The 16,990-nt window shown below is 66.6% G+C and carries 9 protein-coding genes; 8 read left to right on the forward strand and 1 reads right to left on the reverse strand.

Translation table 11 applies throughout. From position 1 onward, the window contains the following. Positions 1 to 9 precede the first annotated feature (9 nt). The 8 genes from IC40_RS0109110 (at position 10) to IC40_RS0109145 (ending at position 15,948) form a co-directional block, all read left to right on the forward strand. A complete protein-coding gene (locus tag IC40_RS0109110) occupies positions 10 to 4,113 on the forward strand; it encodes a glycoside hydrolase family 38 N-terminal domain-containing protein (RefSeq protein WP_030134416.1) in 4,104 nt (1,367 codons plus the stop codon). Continuing rightward, on the forward strand, positions 4,038 to 4,676 hold the full coding sequence (locus IC40_RS0109115; RefSeq protein ID WP_372493986.1) for a DUF7158 domain-containing protein: 639 nt from the start codon (positions 4,038 to 4,040) through the stop codon (positions 4,674 to 4,676). The genes IC40_RS0109110 and IC40_RS0109115 overlap by 76 nt, the downstream gene beginning before the upstream one ends. Next, positions 4,676 to 5,566, forward strand: a complete 891-nt coding sequence (locus IC40_RS0109120) for an ROK family protein (protein WP_030134418.1) — start codon at positions 4,676 to 4,678, stop codon at positions 5,564 to 5,566. Before IC40_RS0109115 ends, IC40_RS0109120 begins: the two co-directional genes overlap by 1 nt. Positions 5,567 to 5,799: 233 nt before the next feature. Continuing rightward, positions 5,800 to 6,330, forward strand: coding sequence for a 50S ribosomal protein L10 (gene rplJ / locus IC40_RS0109125; protein WP_030134419.1), 531 nt, complete (start codon positions 5,800 to 5,802; stop codon positions 6,328 to 6,330). Between the two features lie 42 nt (positions 6,331 to 6,372). Then, positions 6,373 to 6,759 carry a 50S ribosomal protein L7/L12 gene (gene rplL, locus IC40_RS0109130; RefSeq protein WP_030134420.1) on the forward strand — a complete coding sequence of 129 codons (387 nt, stop codon included), beginning with the start codon at positions 6,373 to 6,375 and terminating at the stop codon, positions 6,757 to 6,759. 171 nt (positions 6,760 to 6,930) lie between these two features. Beyond that, positions 6,931 to 8,007, forward strand: a complete 1,077-nt coding sequence (locus IC40_RS0109135) for an ABC transporter ATP-binding protein (protein ID WP_030134421.1) — start codon at positions 6,931 to 6,933, stop codon at positions 8,005 to 8,007. Between the two features lie 455 nt (positions 8,008 to 8,462). Next, the gene (gene rpoB / locus IC40_RS0109140) at positions 8,463 to 11,957 is read left to right on the forward strand and encodes a DNA-directed RNA polymerase subunit beta (protein WP_081843373.1); all 3,495 of its coding nucleotides are present in this window, start codon (positions 8,463 to 8,465) and stop codon (positions 11,955 to 11,957) included. A gap of 37 nt (positions 11,958 to 11,994) precedes the next feature. Then, the gene (locus tag IC40_RS0109145; protein ID WP_030134423.1) at positions 11,995 to 15,948 is read left to right on the forward strand and encodes a DNA-directed RNA polymerase subunit beta'; all 3,954 of its coding nucleotides are present in this window, start codon (positions 11,995 to 11,997) and stop codon (positions 15,946 to 15,948) included. 108 nt (positions 15,949 to 16,056) lie between these two features. Here the strand turns inward: IC40_RS0109145 and IC40_RS0109150 are convergent, their stop codons facing one another. Continuing rightward, positions 16,057 to 16,896, reverse strand: coding sequence for a putative endonuclease domain-containing protein (locus tag IC40_RS0109150; protein ID WP_030134424.1), 840 nt, complete (start codon positions 16,894 to 16,896; stop codon positions 16,057 to 16,059). Positions 16,897 to 16,990 lie beyond the last annotated feature (94 nt).

The following is a 16,990-nucleotide window of genomic DNA, read 5'->3' on the forward strand; positions in this document are numbered from 1 at the left end:
GTGCGGAGCATGCGTGTGACAGCTGCGGAGTCGACGGAGTTGTTCGTCGGGCCGCCGGCCGCCCCGCTGCAACTCGTCCGCGCCCACCACACCGCCTGCGCGGTCCCCACACCGGTGCGGGTGAGCGGGTACGGCATCCACGGTGAGGCCGTCGCCCAACCGGGGGATACCTACGTCGAGATCCCGGTCTACGTCGACGACCCCAGCCCGGGCCGGCGCCACAACGCCCGAATCGGCGACACCGCCTTCGAGTTCGTGGTCGCCGAACCAGGCTGGACCATGCACATGATCAGCCACTTCCACTACGACCCGGTGTGGTGGAACACCCAGGCGGCCTACACCAGCCTGTGGACCGAGGACCCGCCCGGAGCGTGCCGGCAGACCAATGGCTTCGACCTCGTCACCGCCCACCTCGAGATGGCTCGCAGGGTGCCCGAATACAAGTTCGTGCTCGCCGAGGTCGACTACCTCAAACCGTTCTGGGACACCCACCCCGAGGAACGCACCGATCTGCGCCGGCTCATCGAAGAAGGCCGCATCGAGATCATGGGCGGCACCTACAACGAACCGAACACCAACCTGACAAGTCCCGAGACGGCGATCCGGAATATCGTGGCCGGCATCGGTTTCCAGCGACATGTGCTCGGCGGTGACCCGGCGACGGCCTGGCAGCTCGACGTGTTCGGCCACGATCCGCAGTTTCCCGGGATGGCCGCCGACGCCGGACTGACATCCAGTTCGTGGGCGCGGGGACCGCACCACCAGTGGGGCCCGATGGCCGATCACGGTGATCCCGAACGGATGCAGTTCGCCAGCGAATTCGAGTGGACCGCGCCGTCGGGACGCGGGCTGCTGACCCACTACATGCCCGCGCACTACGCGGCGGGCTGGTGGATGGACTCCGCGCCCACACTCGCCGACGCCGAGGCCGAAACCTACCGGCTGTTCACCGAACTGAAAAAGGTCGCGCTGACCCGCAACGTGCTCCTTCCTGTCGGCACCGACTACACGCCGCCGAACAAGTGGGTCACCGAGATCCACCGCGACTGGAACGCCCGCTACACCTGGCCTCGGTTTGTGTGCGCGTTGCCGCGCGAGTTCTTCGCCGCGGTCCGTGACGAACTCGACCGGACCGGGCGACGGGCGTCGGTGCAGACCAGGGATATGAATCCCATCTACACCGGCAAGGACGTCTCCTATATCGACACCAAACAGGCCAACCGCGCCGCCGAGAATTCCGTGCTGGAGGCCGAGCGCTTTGCTGTGTTCGCCGGGGTGCTCGGCGGGGTGCGGTACCCGCAGGCCGCGTTGACCAAGGCCTGGGTGCAGCTGGCCTACGGCGCCCACCACGACGCCATCACCGGGTCCGAGTCCGACCAGGTGTACCTGGACCTGCTGACCGGCTGGCGCGACGCGTGGGAGATCGGCCGAAACACCCGCGACAACGCGCTACGGTTGCTCTCCGGTGCGGTGAATGTCCCGCTGGTGGTGTGGAACCCGCTGGCGCACAACCGGACCGATATCGTCACCGCCGAGCTGGATCACGACTTCACCGGCGTGGTCCGTGACGTCGACGGCACCGAGTTGCCGACCTTGATCGAGAACAACCGGGTCAGCTGGCTGGCCGAGGGTGTCGGCTCGCTGGGTTGGCAGGGCTACCGCCTCGACACCGAAGGGCGCGGGTCACGTTGGGAACCGCACGACGGTGTCACCATCGGCACCGACCGGCATCGGGTGACCGTGGACCCCGACCGCGGCGGCGGGGTCAGCTCCTTGATCACCGACGGCAGGGAATGGATCGCAGCCGGGTGCGTCGGCAACGAACTCGCGGTCTACGACGAGTATCCGGCCCACCCGCAGGCCGGTGAGGGACCCTGGCATCTGCTGCCGCGCGGGCCGGTGACCACATCGGCCGAACATCCCGCGGCGGTCCAGCTGTGGCGGTGTGCGCTCGGTGAACGGCTGGTCGTCACCGGGCATATCGGGGATGGGGTGAGCTACACCCAGACCATCACCGTCTGGCACGGTGTCGAGCGCATCGAATACCGCACGGTCATAGACGAATTCACCGGTTCCGATGATCTGCTGCGGCTGCGCTGGCCATGCCCGGTGCCCGGCGCCATGCCTGTCAGCGAGGTCGGTGACGCCGTCATCGGTCGCGGGTTCGGACTGTTCCACGACGGAGACCGGGCGGTGGATGCCGCCGTGTACCCGTCCACCTTGGACAACCCCGCCTACGGCTGGTTCGGCCTCTCGGCGACGCTGCGGGTGCGCGTCGGGGAACAGGTCAGGGCGATCTCGGTGGCCGAGCTGGTGGTCCCTGACGACGATTTCGACGCCCGCGACCTGATGGTCGCGCTGGTGCGCACGGGTGTCACCGCCACCTGCACCGTCGCCGCGCAACCCCGCTACGGGGATCTGGCGGTGGATTCCAACCTACCCGACGCCCGACTGGCCATCGGTGGACCGGACGAGAATGCCTTCACTGCAGCGGTATTGGCTTCCGCGCCGGACTATCGCCACGAGTTCAACCGCCAGCTTTCGGCGACCGGCGCGGCGCGCGTCTGGGTTCCCGCGGTCGCACCGCTGAAACAGCAATGGGTGCCGGGGGCCGACCTGCGCGGCGAGCGCGCGCTGCCGGTCCTCGTCATCGCCGGCGGGCTCACCGCACTGATCGACGATATCGCCGACGCCGAGATCGCGGTGTCACAGCAGACGCCGGCCGGGATGGAACCCTTCGAACCGGCCACGGTCGCGCTGCTCAACCGCGGGGTGCCCGGCTTCGCAGTCGAACCCGACGGCACGCTGCACACGTCGCTCATGCGCTCGTGCACGGGTTGGCCCTCGGGAACCTGGATCGACCCGCCACGTCGCACCGCGCCGGACGGATCCAACTTCGGGCTGCAGCACTGGACGCACACCTTCGACTACGCGCTGGTCGCCGGTTCTGGTGACTGGCGGGACCGCGGAATACCGCGCTGCAGCGCAGAATTCGGCCACCCGTTGATCGCGGTGGTGAATCGGCGGGCGGGAGCGGATCTGCTTCCCGCGCACGGCGCCCTGCTCGATGTCGACGCCGAGGGTGTTCAGCTCGGCGCGCTCAAGGCCGCGGGGAACCCGATGGCGGCAGGCGCGCTCGCCGGTGTCGACGCCGGATCGGTGGCCATGCGGCTCGTCGAGACGCATGGCAGGCACACGCCGTTCGTCATCCGGTCGGGTATCTGCGCGGTCTCCGGTCTGCGCCACGGCGACCTGTTGGAAAACGATTCCGGCCCGGCAACCGATGCGCTGCACGGTTATCAGATCGCCACCATGCTGGCGCACCTGGACGCGGTGCAGATCCTGCACGCCGACCACGACCCCATCGGCCCCGAAGCCGAAGCGGCGCAACCGGTCTACGCGCGATACTGGCTGCACAACCGCGGCCCCGCACCACTGGGCGGGTTGCCCGCGGTCGCCCACGTGCATCCCCGGCAGGCGCAGGTGCAGCCGGGCACAGCGCTGCAGCTACGACTGACCGCCGCCAGCGACTGCACCGATGCCGCACTGCGCGGCCGGGTCCGGCTGATCTGCCCACCGCAATGGTCGGCCGACCCCGACGAAGTGACCTTCGTGTTGCCGCCGGGGGAGTACCTTGACGCCGAGGTCACCTTGGCGGTACCCGCTGCGGCGCAGCCCGGTCTGTACCCGGTGCGTGTGGAGTTGGCGCTCACCGGCGGGCGAGGTCTGCCGGCCGCGTGGCGTCAGGTGGTCGAGGATGTCTGCCTGGTCCACGTCGGCGAGGCGACTGATCAGGAGGTGCTGCGGTTGGTCGACGGGCCGAAGCAGGTGCGGGTCCGACCCGGCGGTCAGGGGCGACTGAGCGTCACCGTCGGCACCGACGCCCGCGCCGACCTCTCGGTGGAGGCGCATCTGATCAGTCCATGGGGCACCTGGGAGTGGTTGGGGCCCGCCGTGATCGGCGCGGAACTGCCGGCAGCGGGTCGGGTCACCCTGGACTTCGACGTCACCCCGCCGGCCTCGGTGGCACCGGGCCGATGGTGGGCGCTGGTCCGGGTGGCCGCGGCGGGTGCGCTGGTCTACTCGCCGGCCGTCGCGGTGGTGGTGACGTGACCGCGGCGCTGGTGGGCGGTGTCGCGATCACCGTCGCCGCAGTCGACGAAAGGGAAAAGCAACTACGAGAAGGTAATTCGGCGGCTGCGCTGCCACGGCCGGGTACCAGCGAGGGCCGGCAGCTGCGACGCTGGCTGACCCAGCTGCTGGCCGCCGAACGGGTCGTCGAACTCGAGACGGGCACCCCGGGCCACATCCCGACGCAGGAGGAGATCCTGCCCGATATGACCGCGCGCCTTGAGATCGGCAGCATCGCCGCGGCCGTCCTGAGCACGTCCGCGGGTCGGGCCGCGTTCGCCGCTGTCACCGCCCGCGTCGACGTGACCGATATCGAGATCGCCGACTACCACCGGCGCAACCCCGGCCGGTTCGGGCCACGCCGATCGGTGCCGCTGCCGCTGGATGAGGCCTATCTGCTGATCGCCGAGCACCTGCGATCGGCGGCGCAGCGGCGCGTGTTCCGACAATGGCTGGACGTCCGCACCGCCGAACTCGTGCAGCTGGCACCCGGATACGAGCACCCCGGCGATCCGCGTCAGCCCGACAACACCCACCGGCACTGATGACGGTCCTCGCGATCGACATCGGTGGCACCAAGATCGCCGCCGCACTGGTCGACGGCAACACCCTGGTGCACCGGACCCAGGTGCCGACACCGCAGACCTCGGCCGAGGACGCCTGGCACGCGACGGCCGACCTGATCACGACCACCCTCGGCGCCGGTGCCGGCGGGGCGGTCGAGGCCGTCGGCATCTCGTCGGCCGGACCGGTGGACCTCGGCGCCGGGGCGATCAGCCCGGTGAACATCGGTGTGTGGCGGGACTTCCCGATCGTGGCACGCGTCGCGGAGCTGACCGGGCTGCGCGTACGACTCGGCGGTGACGGGCTGTGTATGGCGCTCGGCGAACACCGGTACGGCGCGGGACGGGACGCACAGTTCGTGCTGGGCATGGTGGTCTCGACCGGTATCGGTGGGGGACTGGTGCTCGACGGCATGCCCTATGACGGCCGCACCGGCAACGCCGGGCACGTCGGGCACACGGTGATCGAGCTCGACGGGCAGCGCTGTCCGTGCGGGGGCCGCGGCTGCGTGGAGACGGTGGCCTCCGGGCCGTCGATGACCCGCTGGGCCCGCGCGCAGGGCTGGGCGGGCACCGATGCCAGAGAGCTCGCCGCGGACGTCCAACGCGATGATCCGATCGCCGTCGAGGCGTTCCGTCGCGGTGCGACCGCGGTGGCCGCGATGATCGCCTCGACCGGCGCGGTATGCGATCTGGATCTGGTGGTCATCGGCGGCGGGGTGGCCAAAGCCGGGCCGGTGCTGTTCGACCCGCTGCGCGCGGCGCTGGCCGACTACGCCGGGCTGACGTTCCTGCGCGATCTGCGGGTGGTGTCCGCCGAGCTGGGGTCGGATGCCGGGCTCATCGGGGCGGGGGTGCTGGCGATCACCTGACCCGGCGTTCGGCGCTGATTTGGGCTGAGGCCGCCGGGCAGGCTATCCTTCTGCAGTTCCACCGAAGACCGTAGGTCACCTGGTAACAGGTTGAAGGTCCGGGATTTCCCGGCGGCCCACGCAGGAGGACGAGGTAGAAGCATTCTTGCGCGCCCCGACCTTTCTGTGTCGGGGCGTTTGTGATTTCTGGCCCCTCATGCGGTGGACGACCCAACCATCACGAGGAGGCAAGCATGGCCAAGGCTGAAAAGGCCACCGCGGTCGCCGACATCGCCGAGAAGTTCAAGGAGGCGACGGCCACCGTCGTCACCGAGTACCGCGGCCTGACGGTGTCCAATCTTGCCGAGCTGCGCAGGTCGCTGGGCGACGGAACCACCTACACGGTTGCCAAGAACACCTTGGTCAAGCGTGCGGCTGCCGAAGCCGGCATCGAGGGTCTGGACGATCTGTTCGCCGGCCCGACCGCCATCGCGTTCATCAGCGGCGAGCCCGTTGACGCCGCGAAGGCGATCAAGAAGTTCGCCAAGGACAACAAGGCACTGGTCGTCAAGGGCGGCTACATGGACGGAAAGGCTCTTTCCGTCCATGAGGTCAACCGCATCGCCGATCTGGAATCGCGCGAGGTCCTGCTGTCCAAGCTGGCCGGCGCGCTGAAGGCGAAGCAGTCCCAGGCCGCGGCGCTGTTCGTGGCGCCCGCGTCCCAGATCGCCCGTCTGGCCGCAGCTCTGCAAGAGAAGAAGGCTGGCGAAGAAACCGCCGCCTGAGTCCGCACATACCACCACCACCCACAGAGATAAGGAATCACCATGGCAAAGCTGTCCACCGAAGAATTGCTCGACGCGTTCAAGGAAATGACCCTGCTGGAGCTCTCTGAGTTCGTGAAGCAGTTCGAGGAGACCTTCGACGTCACCGCCGCCGCTCCGGTCGCCGTGGCCGCCGGCCCCGCCGCCGGTGCGCCCGCCGAGGCCGCCGAAGAGCAGAGCGAATTCGACGTCATCCTCGAGGGTGCCGGCGACAAGAAGATCGGCGTCATCAAGGTCGTCCGCGAGATCGTCTCCGGTCTGGGCCTGAAGGAAGCCAAGGACCTCGTCGACGGCGCGCCCAAGCCGCTGCTGGAGAAGGTCAACAAGGAAGCCGCTGACGATGCCAAGGCCAAGCTCGAGGCCGCCGGCGCCACCGTCACCGTCAAGTAGTTCACTCGCACTACGGGCCGGGTCGATCATTCGACCCGGCCCGCAGTCGTTTCCGTGCCTGCGCAGGGCAACCGTTCGTAGTTGCTGGAAATGCGCGTAGGTTACAGTGACTCAAGCCACAGGTGCCCCAGGCGAGTGGTAATACCCGGGCTGCAATCGGAAGGAACATGTATGGGCGTCCAAATCGACGTGAACAACCTGAGCAAGTCGTTCGGGTCGTCGAAGATCTGGGAAGACGTCACGATGTCGATTCCCGCAGGTGAGGTCAGCGTTCTGCTGGGCCCCTCGGGTACGGGTAAGTCGGTGTTCCTGAAGTCGCTGATCGGTCTGCTGCGGCCTGAGCGCGGCTCGATCATCATCGACGGCACGAACATCCTGGAGTGCTCGGCCAAGGAGCTCTACGAGATCCGCACCCTGTTCGGTGTGCTGTTCCAGGACGGTGCGCTGTTCGGCTCGATGAACATCTATGACAACACCGCCTTCCCGTTGCGTGAGCACACGAAGAAGAGCGAGTCCGAGATTCGCAACATCGTCATGGAAAAGCTCGAGCTCGTCGGTATGCCCAACGACGGGCACAAGTTCCCCGGTGAGATCTCCGGTGGTATGCGCAAGCGTGCCGGCCTGGCCCGCGCGCTGGTGCTGGACCCGCAGATCATCCTGTGCGACGAGCCGGACTCCGGTCTGGACCCGGTCCGTACCGCCTATCTCTCGCAGTTGCTGATCGATATCAACGCCCAGATCGACGCGACGGTGCTGATCGTGACGCACAACATCAACATCGCCCGTACGGTGCCCGACAACATCGGCATGCTGTTCCGCAAGCAGCTGGTGATGTTCGGCCCGCGCGAGGTGCTGCTGACCTCCGAAGAGCCGGTGGTCAAGCAGTTCCTCAACGGTCGCCGTATCGGTCCGATCGGTATGTCCGAGGAGAAGGACGAGGCGACCGCGGCCGCCGAGCAGGCCATGCTGGAGCAGGGGCAGCACGACGGTGGTGTCGAGGAGATCGAGGGTGTGCCGCCGCAGCTTTCGGCCACCCCCGGCATGCCCGAACGTAAGGGTGTGGCCCGTCGTCAGGCTCGTGTGCGCGAGATCCTGCACACGCTGCCGCCGGCCGCCCAGGAGGCCATCCGCGACGACCTGGAGGGCACCCACCAGTACGCCTCGCACGAGCCCGGCCACGTTGCGGCGCGTCCGCACAACCAGGAGGACGACGCCCCGACGCAGTCCATCCCGGTGAGCAACCAGTAGAACCTGATCCGACAAAGAAACCGCGCGGGCTGTCGCCCGGGCGGTTTCTTTGTCGTGGCCGGACGCAATGTTCCGCTGACAGCTCCGTCGCGGATATATGGGCACGACGCGGCTGTCAGCGGAACATTGCGCCGAGCAAATCTGAAAACTCCACAGCCGACACGGCCTTATCTCTTGACGGACGGAGGCAAACGGGCCAGTCTGTTGGGCAGCAATGTATGAGGAAGAGTGCAGGATCCAGACGCCAGCCAGCGCCGGATGCACCCCATACATGCCGTGGTTGAGGAATGCGCCATGTTCCGCTATTGTTGGACGTTGCGCTGGCTGCATCCTGCCCACCCTTCTGTGCACCTGACATCGTGGACCTAGCCTGAGCCCTGCTCAGCGATCTAGACGCGTGCCGTGGTTCCCCGAAGATTCGGGCTTGAGAGCCAGCCGAACCGATGCAGATATAGCTGGAAGGGTGCATCTTGGCAGTCTCGAGCCAGAGCAAGTCAGATTCCACTAATAGCTCCGTTCCGGGAGCGCCCAATCGTATTTCCTTCGCCAAGCTCCGCGAGCCTCTTGAGGTTCCGGGGCTGCTCGACGTTCAGACCGACTCGTTCGAGTGGCTGGTCGGTTCGGACAAGTGGCGCACCAAGGCAGTCGACCGCGGCGACGTGAACCCCGTGGGCGGTCTTGAAGAGGTCCTTGCCGAACTCTCCCCGATCGAGGACTTCTCCGGCTCCATGTCGCTGAGCTTCTCGGATCCGCGCTTCGACGAGGTCAAGGCCCCGGTCGACGAGTGCAAAGACAAGGACATGACGTACGCGGCCCCGCTGTTCGTCACGGCCGAGTTCATCAACAACAACACCGGCGAGATCAAGAGCCAGACGGTCTTCATGGGTGACTTCCCGATGATGACCGAGAAGGGCACCTTCATCATCAACGGCACCGAGCGTGTCGTGGTGAGCCAGCTGGTCCGCTCGCCGGGCGTGTACTTCGACTCGTCGATCGACAAGGCGACCGAGAAGGACCTGCACAGCGTCAAGGTCATCCCGGGCCGCGGCGCCTGGCTGGAGTTCGACGTCGACAAGCGCGACACCGTCGGTGTGCGCATCGACCGCAAGCGTCGCCAGCCGGTCACCGTGCTGCTCAAGGCGCTCGGCTGGACCAACGAGCAGATCACCGAGCGCTTCGGCTTCTCCGAGATCATGATGAGCACGCTGGAGAAGGACAACACCGCCGGTACCGACGAGGCGCTGCTGGACATCTACCGGAAGCTGCGCCCGGGCGAGCCCCCGACCAAGGAGTCGGCGCAGACCCTGCTGGAGAACCTGTTCTTCAAGGACAAGCGCTACGACCTGGCCCGCGTGGGCCGGTACAAGGTGAACAAGAAGCTCGGCCTGAACGCGGGCCAGCCGATCACCAACTCGACGCTCACCGAAGAGGACGTCGTCGCCACCATCGAGTACCTGGTGCGTCTGCACCAGGGCGACAAGGTGATGACCGCGCCCGGTGGTGTCGAGGTGCCCGTCGAGGTCGATGACATCGACCACTTCGGCAACCGTCGTCTGCGCACCGTGGGCGAGCTGATCCAGAATCAGATCCGGGTCGGCCTGTCGCGCATGGAGCGGGTCGTGCGCGAGCGCATGACCACCCAGGACGTCGAGGCGATCACCCCGCAGACCCTGATCAACATCCGTCCCGTCGTGGCGGCGATCAAGGAGTTCTTCGGGACCAGCCAGCTGTCGCAGTTCATGGACCAGAACAACCCGCTGTCGGGTCTGACCCACAAGCGTCGTCTGTCGGCGCTGGGCCCCGGTGGTCTGTCCCGTGAGCGTGCCGGACTTGAGGTCCGCGACGTGCACTCCAGCCATTACGGCCGGATGTGCCCGATCGAGACCCCTGAGGGTCCGAACATCGGTCTGATCGGTTCGTTGTCGGTGTACGCCCGGGTCAACCCGTTCGGCTTCATCGAGACGCCGTACCGCAAGGTCACCGACGGTGTGGTCACCGACCAGATCGACTACCTGACCGCCGACGAGGAGGACCGCCACATCGTGGCGCAGGCCAACTCGCCGCTGGATGCCAACGGCCGCTTCGAGGAGGACCGCATCCTGGTCCGCCGTAAGGGCGGCGAGGTCGAGTTCGTCTCGGCCGACGATGTGGATTACATGGACGTCTCGCCGCGCCAGATGGTGTCGGTCGCGACCGCGATGATCCCGTTCCTCGAGCACGACGACGCCAACCGTGCCCTGATGGGTGCCAACATGCAGCGCCAGGCCGTTCCGCTGGTCCGCAGCGAGGCCCCGCTGGTCGGTACCGGTATGGAGCTGCGCGCCGCGATCGACGCCGGTGACGTGGTCGTCGCCGACAAGACCGGTGTCATCGAAGAGGTCTCGGCCGACTACATCACCGTGATGGCCGATGACGGCAGCCGCCAGACCTACCGGATGCGCAAGTTCGCCCGGTCCAACCACGGCACGTGCGCCAACCAGCGCCCGATCGTGGACACCGGACAGCGTGTGGAGGCCGGACAGGTCCTCGCCGACGGTCCCTGCACCGAGAACGGTGAGATGGCCCTCGGCAAGAACCTGCTCGTGGCCGTCATGCCGTGGGAGGGTCACAACTACGAGGACGCGATCATCCTCTCCAACCGTCTGGTGGAAGAGGACGTGCTCACCTCGATTCACATCGAAGAGCACGAGATCGATGCCCGCGACACCAAGCTGGGCGCCGAGGAGATCACCCGGGACATCCCGAACGTCTCCGATGAGGTGCTCGCCGATCTCGACGAGCGCGGCATCATCCGCATCGGCGCCGAGGTCCGCGACGGCGACATCCTGGTCGGCAAGGTCACCCCGAAGGGCGAGACCGAGCTGACCCCCGAAGAGCGCCTGCTGCGCGCCATCTTCGGTGAGAAGGCCCGCGAGGTCCGCGACACGTCGCTCAAGGTGCCCCACGGTGAGTCCGGCAAGGTCATCGGCATCCGCGTGTTCAGCCGCGAGGACGACGACGAGCTGCCCGCCGGTGTCAACGAGCTGGTCCGCGTCTACGTGGCCCAGAAGCGCAAGATCTCCGACGGCGACAAGCTCGCCGGACGCCACGGCAACAAGGGCGTCATCGGCAAGATCCTGCCCGTCGAGGACATGCCGTTCATGCCCGATGGCACCCCCGTGGACATCATCCTCAACACCCACGGTGTGCCGCGTCGTATGAACATCGGTCAGATCCTGGAAACCCACCTCGGGTGGGTGGCCAAGGCCGGCTGGAACATCGAGGGTTCACCCGAATGGGCGGCCAACCTGCCCGAGGGCATGCAGTCGGCCCCGTCCGACTCCATCGTGGCGACCCCGGTGTTCGACGGCGCGCAGGAGAAGGAGCTCGAAGGCCTGCTCGGCTCGACCCTCCCCAACCGCGACGGCGATGTCATGGTCAACGCACAGGGCAAGGCCGAGCTGTTCGACGGCCGCAGTGGCGAACCGTTCCCGTACCCGGTGACGGTCGGCTACATGTACATCCTGAAGCTGCACCACCTGGTCGACGACAAGATCCACGCCCGTTCGACCGGTCCGTACTCGATGATCACCCAGCAGCCGCTCGGTGGTAAGGCGCAGTTCGGTGGTCAGCGATTCGGTGAGATGGAGTGCTGGGCCATGCAGGCCTACGGCGCGGCGTACACGCTGCAGGAGCTGCTCACCATCAAGTCCGATGACACGGTGGGCCGCGTGAAGGTGTACGAGGCAATCGTCAAGGGCGAGAACATCCCCGAGCCGGGCATCCCGGAGTCGTTCAAGGTGCTTCTCAAGGAGCTGCAGTCGCTCTGCCTGAACGTTGAGGTGCTGTCTTCGGACGGCGCGGCGATCGAGATGCGGGACGGAGACGACGAGGACCTGGAGCGCGCCGCTGCCAACCTCGGAATCAACTTGTCGCGCAACGAATCCGCCTCTGTCGAAGATCTGGCCTAATTAGTATTTCTAGTCCCGCAAGGGGAAAGGGAGTTACGTGCTAGACGTCAACTTCTTCGATGAACTCCGCATCGGTCTGGCGACCGCGGACGACATCCGCAACTGGTCCTACGGCGAGGTCAAGAAGCCGGAGACCATCAACTACCGCACGCTCAAGCCGGAAAAGGACGGCCTGTTCTGCGAGAAGATCTTCGGACCTACTCGCGACTGGGAGTGCTACTGCGGCAAGTACAAGCGTGTCCGCTTCAAGGGCATCATCTGCGAGCGCTGCGGCGTCGAGGTGACCCGCGCCAAGGTGCGTCGTGAGCGGATGGGCCATATCGAGCTGGCCGCGCCCGTCACGCACATCTGGTACTTCAAGGGCGTCCCGTCGCGCTTGGGCTACCTGCTGGACCTGGCCCCGAAGGATCTGGAAAAGATCATCTACTTCGCGGCCTACGTCATCGTCGCGGTCGACACCGAGATGCGGCACAACGAGCTGTCCACGCTCGAGGCCGAGATGGTCGTCGAGAAGAAGGCCGTCGAGGATCAGCGTGACGCCGACCTGGAGGCCCGGGCCCAGAAGCTCGAAGCCGACCTGGCCGAGTTGGAGAAGGAAGGCGCCAAGTCCGACGTGCGCCGCAAGGTGCGCGACGGTGGCGAGCGTGAGATGCGCCAGCTGCGCGACCGGGCCCAGCGTGAGCTGGACCGGCTCGACGAGATCTGGACCACCTTCACCAAGCTGGCCGTCAAGCAGCTCATCGTCGACGAGGTGCTCTACCGCGAGCTCGTCGACCGCTACGGCGAGTACTTCACCGGCGCGATGGGTGCCGAGTCGATCAAGAAGCTCATCGAGACCTTCGACATCGACGCCGAGGCCGAGTCGCTGCGCGACACCATCAAGAACGGCAAGGGCCAGAAGAAGCTGCGTGCGCTCAAGCGACTGAAGGTCGTCGCCGCGTTCCAGCAGTCCGGCAACTCGCCGATGGGCATGGTGCTCGACGCCGTTCCGGTGATCCCGCCGGAGCTGCGCCCGATGGTCCAGCTCGACGGTGGCCGCTTCGCGACCTCCGACCTGAACGACCTGTACCGCCGCGTCATCAACCGCAACAACCGACTCAAGCGACTGATCGACCTCGGTGCTCCCGAGATCATCGTCAACAACGAGAAGCGCATGCTTCAGGAGTCGGTGGACGCGCTGTTCGACAACGGCCGTCGTGGCCGGCCCGTCACCGGGCCGGGCAACCGTCCGCTCAAGTCGCTGTCCGATCTGCTCAAGGGCAAGCAGGGCCGCTTCCGTCAGAACCTGCTCGGTAAGCGCGTCGACTACTCCGGCCGTTCGGTCATCGTCGTCGGTCCGCAGCTCAAGCTGCACCAGTGCGGTCTGCCCAAGCTGATGGCACTCGAGCTGTTCAAGCCGTTCGTGATGAAGCGTCTGGTCGACCTGAACCACGCGCAGAACATCAAGAGCGCCAAGCGCATGGTGGAACGTCAGCGTCCCCAGGTGTGGGATGTCCTCGAAGAGGTCATCGCCGAGCACCCGGTGCTGCTGAACCGTGCACCTACGCTGCACCGCCTGGGTATCCAGGCCTTCGAGCCGCAGCTGGTCGAGGGCAAGGCCATCCAGCTGCACCCGCTGGTGTGTGAGGCGTTCAACGCCGACTTCGACGGTGACCAGATGGCCGTGCACCTGCCGCTGTCGGCGGAGGCGCAGGCCGAGGCACGCATCCTGATGCTGTCCAGCAACAACATCCTGTCGCCCGCGTCGGGTCGCCCGCTGGCCATGCCGCGTCTGGACATGGTGACCGGTCTGTTCTTCCTGACCACCGAGATCGACGGTGACAAGGGCGAATACACCCCGGCCGCCAAGGACACCCCGGAGACCGGCGTCTACAGCAGCCCGGCCGAGGCCATCATGGCCATGGACCGCGGTGCGCTGAGCGTGCGCGCCAAGATCAAGGTGCGGCTGACCACCCTGCGTCCGCCGGCCGACATCGAGGCACAGCTGTTCCCCGAGGGCTGGAAGCACGGGGATGCCTGGACCGCCTCGACCACGCTGGGTCGGGTGCTGTTCAACGAGCTGCTGCCCAAGGGCTACCCGTTCGTGAACGCGCAGATGTTCAAGAAGGCGCAGGCGTCGATCATCAACGATCTCGCCGAGCGTTACCCGATGATCGTCGTCGCGCAGACCGTCGACAAGCTCAAGGACGCCGGCTTCCACTGGGCGACCCGCTCGGGCGTGACGGTCTCCATGGCCGACGTGCTCGTGCCGCCGCAGAAGACCGAGATCCTGGAGCGCTACGAGGGCGAAGCCGACGCGATCGAGAAGCAGTACCAGCGCGGCAAGCTCAACCATGACGAGCGCAACGGCGAGCTGGTGAAGATCTGGCAGCAGGCCACCGAAGAGGTCGGTAAGGCGCTGGAGGAGTACTACCCCTCGGACAACCCGATCATCACGATCGTGAAGTCCGGCGCCACGGGCAACATCACCCAGACCCGCACGCTCGCGGGCATGAAGGGTCTGGTGACCAACCCGAAGGGTGAGTACATCCCGCGTCCGATCAAGTCCTCGTTCCGCGAGGGCCTGACCGTGCTGGAGTACTTCATCAACACCCACGGTGCCCGTAAGGGTCTGGCCGACACCGCGCTGCGTACCGCCGACTCGGGTTACCTGACCCGTCGTCTGGTGGACGTGTCGCAGGACGTCATCGTGCGTGAGACCGATTGCCAGACCGAGCGCGGCATCAACGTCACGCTGGCCGAGAAGGCAGAGGACGGCACGCTGGTCCGCGATCAGCACATCGAGACGTCGGCGTACGCCCGCACGCTGGCCACCGACGCGGTGGACGCCAACGGCAACGTCGTCATCGAGCGTGGACATGACCTGGGCGACCCGGCCATCGACGCGCTGCTGGCCGCCGGCATCACCGAGGTCAAGGTCCGCTCCGTGCTGACCTGCACCACGGGCACCGGCGTCTGCGCCATGTGCTACGGCCGCTCGATGGCCACCGGCAAGCTCGTCGACATCGGCGAGGCCGTCGGTATCGTCGCGGCGCAGTCGATCGGTGAGCCCGGCACGCAGCTGACCATGCGTACCTTCCACCAGGGTGGTGTCACCGGTGGCGCCGACATCGTCGGTGGTCTGCCGCGTGTGCAGGAGCTGTTCGAGGCCCGCGTTCCGCGGAACAAGGCCCCGATCGCCGATGTCACCGGCCGGGTGCAGCTGGAGGAGACCGACAAGTTCTACAAGATCACCATCGTTCCCGACGATGGTGGCGAGGAAGTCGTCTACGACAAGCTGACCCGTCGTCAGCGCCTGAAGGTGTTCAAGCACGACGACGGTTCCGAGCGCCTGCTCTCCGATGGTGACCACGTCGAGGTCGGCCAGCAGCTCATGGAAGGTGCTGCCGATCCGCACGAGGTGCTGCGTGTGCAGGGCCCGCGCGAGGTGCAGATCCACCTGGTCCGTGAGGTCCAGGAGGTCTACCGCGCCCAGGGTGTGTCGATCCACGACAAGCACATCGAGGTCATCGTGCGGCAGATGCTGCGTCGCGTGACGATCATCGATTCCGGTGCCACGGAGTTCCTGCCCGGATCGCTGACCGAGCGCAGCGAGTTCGAGTCGGAGAACCGTCGCGTCGTCGCCGAGGGCAACGAGCCCGCGGCGGGACGTCCGGTGCTGATGGGTATCACGAAGGCATCGCTGGCCACCGATTCGTGGCTGTCGGCGGCGTCGTTCCAGGAGACCACTCGCGTGCTGACCGATGCGGCGATCAACTGCCGCAGCGACAAGCTGATGGGTCTGAAGGAGAACGTGATCATCGGTAAGTTGATCCCGGCCGGTACCGGCATCGCCCGTTACCGCGACATCCAGGTCAACCCGACCGAAGAGGCCCGCGCTGCGGCGTACACGATCCCGTCCTACGAGGATCAGTACTACAGCCCGGACTTCGGCCAGAGCACCGGCGCTGCCGTGCCGCTGGACGATTACGGTTACTCGGACTACCGGTAGTTCGTTTCGGAGAAGGCCCTCGGGATTCGTCCCGGGGGCCTTTTTCGTGCCCGGGTGCCGGCGAATTTGAATCGTCGTCGGAAACTTGGGCGACTTTCCGCAGCGGTTTCACACTCGGCGCTGCCACGCGTCACCGAGTCGGATCAGGACGCTGTCCTCAGTGTCGGCGGCCGTGACCCGGATGATGGTCCAGCCCTGATGCGTCAGCTCTTCGAGGCGGTGGATATCGCGCTCATAGGTCAACGGGTCGCTCTGGTGATGCCGCCCTTCGTATTCCATACCGATCCGGCGGTCGATCCAGCCGAGGTCGACGCGGGCGAATTCGTAGCCGTACCGATCGCGGATGCGGACCTGGGTCTGTGGACGTGGATAACCGGCGCGGATGACGACCAACCGTAGCCAGGTCTCGCGCGGTGACTCCGCTCCGGCGTCCACGAGGTCGAGGATTGCGGGTGCCCCGCGCAGCCCGCGCCTGCCCGGATACCGGGCCATCAGCTTCTGCACGGCTGTCAGGTCGAGCCGTGTCGTGTGGGCCAGCGCGTCGAGCGCAGCGACCGCCCGGTCCGGCGGGTATCGGCAGGCGATATCGAGTGCGGCCCGCGCCGGTGTGCACGTTGGCATCCCGCGTATCTCGACGATCTCGTCGTCCGCGATCCGATCGGCCCAGGTGTGGATACCCCGCGGTGGGCGACGGTTGGCGTGTATCAATTCTGCGGGGCGATGGGCGTCGACCCACTTCGCGCGATGCAGGGCAGCCGCCGAGTTGCCTGCGACGATGGCGCGGCGCCGGGACCACAGCCACGCGGCCTCGGCGCGCAGAGCCGCGGTCAACGCGATGTCCCTCTGGAGGTAGACGTTGGGATAGAGGGCGTCATGGTGAGTCCGTAACGAGTGGGCCGTCACCCTGCCTTGCGCGACGGCGTCGCTACCGAGAAACGGTCTGCTCATCGACCCAGTCTCGGGCCGCCCAGGTTGTGAGACCTCTGAGAGATCTGCCGCGCGCCGAGTGTGAATCGTCGTCGGACTTTCGGCGGGAACACCG

Origin of the sequence: Mycolicibacterium neoaurum ATCC 25795 (genome assembly GCF_000691525.1) — a bacterium.
In the GTDB taxonomy this organism is placed as follows: domain Bacteria; phylum Actinomycetota; class Actinomycetes; order Mycobacteriales; family Mycobacteriaceae; genus Mycobacterium; species Mycobacterium neoaurum.